Below are 4,527 nucleotides of genomic sequence, written 5' to 3' on the forward strand. Positions count from 1 at the left end.
GCGAACCGGCCGGTCCGGCGGCCCCGACGGGGCCGCCGCCGATGATCGCGCCCGCCCGGCCACAACTCCACGCCTCCCGGCCGGGCGGCGCGCACCTCCCGCTCCTTTCCGTGTCATGCACGTGCCCTTCCCCCACCCGAGGAATCAGCCATGACCCCAGAACCGACCGAAGGCCCCGGCGACGACCGCCGGATCAGCCGCAAGACACTGCTCAAGGCCGCGCTCGTGGCCGGAGCCGTCCCGCTGCTCGCGGGCGGCGGCGTCGCGCTGGCCCGCGACGCCGGCACCAGCGGCCGGCCGCTGGTGCCCACGCCGAACTGCGACGACGGCGACGGCCCGACCCACGAGCAGATCGAGGGGCCCTACTTCAAGCCCAACTCTCCGCTCCGTACGAGCCTGGTGACCGCAGGTACGCCCGGCGTCCCGCTGACCGTGAGCGGCTATGTCTTCGGGCGGAGCTGCAAGCCCGTCCCCGGAGCGCTGCTGGACTTCTGGCAGGCCGACACCAACGGCGCGTACGACATGAGCGGATTCGCCTTCCGCGGGCACCAGTTCACCGACCAGGCCGGGGCCTTCAGCCTGACCACGATCGTGCCGGGGCTGTACCCGGGGCGCACGCGCCACATCCATGTGAAGGTCCAGGCGCCCGGCTCGGGCATCCTGACCACCCAGCTGTACTTCCCCGACGAACCGCGCAACAACACCGACTCGATCTTCGACCCGGCGCTCCTGATGAACGTCCGGGAGATCGGCTCGGGGCGGGAGGGGACGTTCGACTTCGTCCTCGACGTCGACCAGGGGCCGACCGTTCCGCCCACCGATCCGCCGACCGACCCGCCCGGTTCCACCTGGGCGGCCGGGACGCTCTACAGCGCGGGAGACCGCGTCACGTACGGCGGCGCCACGTATCGCTGTCTGCAGGCGCACTCGGCCATGGCCGGCTGGGAACCGCCGAACGTCCCCGCGCTGTGGGAACGCGGGTAGACAGACAGCTCAGTGGGGGGTACGCCGCTGCGCGGGTGCGCTCCCGGGGACTCTTCCCCGGGGGCGCGCTCCGGACGGCGGAGTAGCCTGGAAACATACGGCTCCAGGTGAGCCGCTCGTGTCGGCCTGCGCATCGAAGGGGGCCGGTATCGCATGGACACCCTGGTCACGGTCGTGGTCGTCCTGGCGATGATCGCGATCGCAGCGTTCGTCATCCATCTGCTCAACGCCCGGCACCGGCATCAGCATCTGCGCCCGGCGCACTACGACCACGGGCTCGCCGGGTTCGGCGAGGGCCCGGGCACCGCACCCGGGCCCGCCCCGGGCACTACTTCGCGTCCGAATAACGGTCCACCACCGCCGTAGTGAACGGGAAACGCACCGGTGTCTCACCGAAGGCGGTCCGCCCGGCCAGCTCACCGGCCGCCCGGATCGCCTCCACGACGGTCTCCGCCTCCTCCCGGGGGCAGTGCACGATCACCTCGTCGTGCTGGAAGAAGACCAGCTCCGCCCGCAGCCCCGCCGCGCCGAGCGACCGGCGCAGGGCGGCCAGGAGCAGCAGCGCCCAGTCGGCTGCGCTGCCCTGCACCACGAAATTGCGCGTGAAGCGGCCCCGCGCGCGGGCGTTCGACGACGCGTAACCGGGGGTGAACCCGCCGTCGGCCAAGGGCGGGTCGGCACTCTCCTGCGGGATGCCTGCCTCCTCGTCGGCCCCGCTCCCGACGGCGGGAGGGCTGGTCCGGCCCAGCCAGGTCCGCACGAGACGGCCGTCCTCGCCGGCCTTCGCGGCGTCGTCGACATAGGCCACGGCCAGCGGGAACCTCCGGCGCAGGGCGGCCAGATTCTTCAGGCCGTCGCCCGAGGTCTGGCCGTAGACGGCGCCCAGCAGCGCGAGCTTGGCGTGGTCCCGGTCGCCGTGGAATGCCCGGTCCGACAGCGCCGTGTACAGATCGCCGTCGTGGCCCGCCACCTCCATCAGGCCGCGGTCGCGGGAGATCGCGGCTAGCACCCGGGGCTCCATCTGGTCGGCGTCCGCGACGACCAGGCGCCAGCCCTCGTCGGCGACGACGGCCCGCCGTATCACCTTGGGGATCTGGAGCGCCCCGCCGCCATTGGTCGTCCAGCGGCCGCTGACCGTGCCGCCCGGCAGGTACTCGGGGCGGAAGCGGCCGTCGCGCACCCAGTCCTGGAGCCAGCTCCAGCCGTGCGCCGTCCAGATCCGGTACAGCTTCTTGTACTGGACGAGGGGCTTCACCGCCGGGTGGTCCAGCTCCTCCAGCTCCCAGCGGCGGGTGGACTTCACCTTGATGCCGGCCTGCGCGAACGCCTTCACCACGTCGGCGGGGAGGTCGGGGCGGACCCGTCTGCCGAAGGCGGCGGACACCTCGTCGGCCAGCTCGGCCAGTCTGCGGGGCTCGCCGCCGCCCGCGTAGCGCTCGCCGAGCAGCTCGTTCAGGACCTGCCGGTGGACATCGGCGCGCCAGGGCAGACCGGATCTGTTCATCTCGGCGGCGACCAGCATGCCGGCCGACTCGGCGGCCGTGAGCAGTCGCATCCTGCCCGGGTGCGCGGCGGCGTCGTGCCTGCGGAGCTGGTCGGCGTACACCTGGAGCAGGTCCTCGAAGGGGAGCCGGGCGCCGGAGCCGGGCTCGAAGAGCGAGGACTGCGAGCCCGGCTCGGCGGAGCGGGCCGGGGGGTCGGGGGGTACGGGAGCGCCCCGCAGACGGGCGAGGGCGGCGGCCGCGGAGCGGGGCTCGCCGAGCCGGCCCTCGTGGGCGAGGAGGATGGATTCGGCGACCTCGATGTCGTAACAACGGTCCACGGGGACGCCGGCCGCGAGCAGCCTCGGGTAGATCTCGGCGGTGGACCGCCACACCCAGCGGGTGACGCCGGGGCGGGAGCGGACCGCCGCCACCAGGTCGGGTTCGGCCACGACGGGGGCTGCGGGCAGGCCGGTGGGGGCCAGCGGGGCGAGTAGGGCGCCGCCGGTCTCCGTCATGGCCAGAGCCCACCGTTCGGTCATGCCTTCGAGTCTGGCACCCGGCACTGACAACGGACGGTGGGCGGCCGGCGCGAGTCCCCCGGCCCGGGGGCGCCGCGAACGGCACCGGGACCGGGGGAGCGACGGAGGTCAGGACTCGGACTCGCTGGTCCAGGTGCCCAGCGAGATCTCGGCGGTGATGCCGGGGCCGAAGCCGGCCATCAGACCCCGGTGGCCGTCGAGGGCCGATGCCTCGTCGAACATGCGGCCGAGGGCATCGAGCACCACGGCGCTGGCGATGTTTCCGTACTCGGTGAGCGTGGCCCGGCTGAAGCGGAACGCCTCGGGCGGCACGTCCAGGAAGTGGCTCAGGTCGTCCAGGATGCGCGGGCCGCCCGCGTGGATGATGTAGAAGTCCATCTTGCCGGCGTTCCACTGGTTCTCCTCGGCGACCGCCTCCAGGGCCGGTGCGAGGGGTTCCATGGTGCCGGGCACCCGCTTGTCGAGCTGGAAGTGGAACCCGGTGGACCGGACCGCGTAGGAGATCCAGTCCTCGGTGGCCGGGATGACGTACGAGCCGTTGCGCTCCAGGCGGACCCCGGTGCCGCCGCTGCCGCGGAGCACGACGGCGGCTATGCCGTCGCCGAACAGCCCGTTGGACAGCAGCGATCCGACACCCAGGTCGGTGGGCTGGTAGCAGAGCGAACAGAACTCGCAGGCCACGATCAGCACATTGCCGTCGGGGTACGCGGTGCAGAAGTCGTGGGCCCGGTTGACCGCCGCACCGCCCGCGGCGCAGCCGAGCTGGGCGATCGGCAGCTGCCGGGTCTCCGGCCTGAAGCCCATCTCACCGATGAGCCACGCGGTCGGCGGCGGCATCATGAAGCCGGTGCAGGAGACGTAGACGATCAAGTCGATCTGCTTCGGCTCCAGTTCGGCCTGGTCGAGGGCGCGTCGCACCACCTCGGGCACCCGGGCCTTGGTGTGTTTCTCGTAGGTGACGCTGCGGGCGTCGAAGCCCGGATGCTGCAACACCTTGTCGATCGGCTGGATCAGGTGCCGTTTCTGCACCCCGGTGTGTTCGATGAGACGAAGGACCAGGTCGATCTGCGGGTGGTCGCCGTGCAACCGTTGAGCCAGGTCGAGGGTTTCCTCGTTGGTGATGACGTACTCGGGAACCGCGATGGCCGGCTTGCAGAGAACCGCCATGGAACTCCTCCTAGCGGGCATGGTCCAACACGGCCGGGCCCGAGGGTTCCGGGGCTTCCAGGCCGGAGGCGGCCACCGCGGTTCCGCACACGCGACGTTGCGCGGGTGTGGATTCACTGGTGGATTCCGGCGCCGGGTCAGGTACCCCTGGAACGGGCGCGGACGGGCCGACCGTCGAAGACTGACGTTCTAGCCGTGCGTGGGCGGAAGTGGATCCGCCACGGCTTGGGTGGCCGTCGGAATCACGGTACGGCAGGCTGATCGGGGCCGCACGCCGAGCAGCCGCCGGGGGCGCCGCGCGGGGGGCCGCGGAGGGCGCCGGGCGCCGGTCGGGGCCCGGGAGGGGCCGGGGG

At 72.5% G+C, this 4,527-nt stretch carries 4 protein-coding genes; 2 read left to right on the top strand and 2 right to left on the bottom strand.

Annotated elements, in window-relative coordinates; all coding sequences use genetic code 11:
• Window positions 1–150: 150 nt before the first annotated feature.
• Entirely contained in the window at window positions 151–984 is an 834-nt protein-coding gene (locus AADR41_RS41345; protein WP_342287556.1) for a dioxygenase family protein, read from the top strand.
• A gap of 153 nt (window positions 985–1,137) precedes the next feature.
• Complete coding sequence (locus tag AADR41_RS41350) at window positions 1,138–1,350, top strand: hypothetical protein (protein ID WP_342287557.1); 213 nt, start codon at window positions 1,138–1,140, stop codon at window positions 1,348–1,350.
• Here AADR41_RS41350 and AADR41_RS41355 read toward each other — a convergent pair.
• Window positions 1,313–3,007: a bifunctional 3'-5' exonuclease/DNA polymerase gene (locus tag AADR41_RS41355; protein WP_342287558.1), complete on the bottom strand. Its 1,695-nt coding sequence runs from the start codon at window positions 3,005–3,007 to the stop codon at window positions 1,313–1,315. The genes AADR41_RS41350 and AADR41_RS41355 overlap by 38 nt on opposite strands.
• A 108-nt stretch (window positions 3,008–3,115) precedes the next feature.
• Window positions 3,116–4,174: a type III polyketide synthase gene (locus tag AADR41_RS41360; RefSeq protein ID WP_342287559.1), complete on the bottom strand. Its 1,059-nt coding sequence runs from the start codon at window positions 4,172–4,174 to the stop codon at window positions 3,116–3,118.
• Window positions 4,175–4,527: the final 353 nt, after the last annotated feature.

The sequence above is a fragment of the Streptomyces sp. CLV115 genome, assembly GCF_038448545.1.
Lineage (GTDB): Bacteria > Actinomycetota > Actinomycetes > Streptomycetales > Streptomycetaceae > Streptomyces > Streptomyces sanglieri.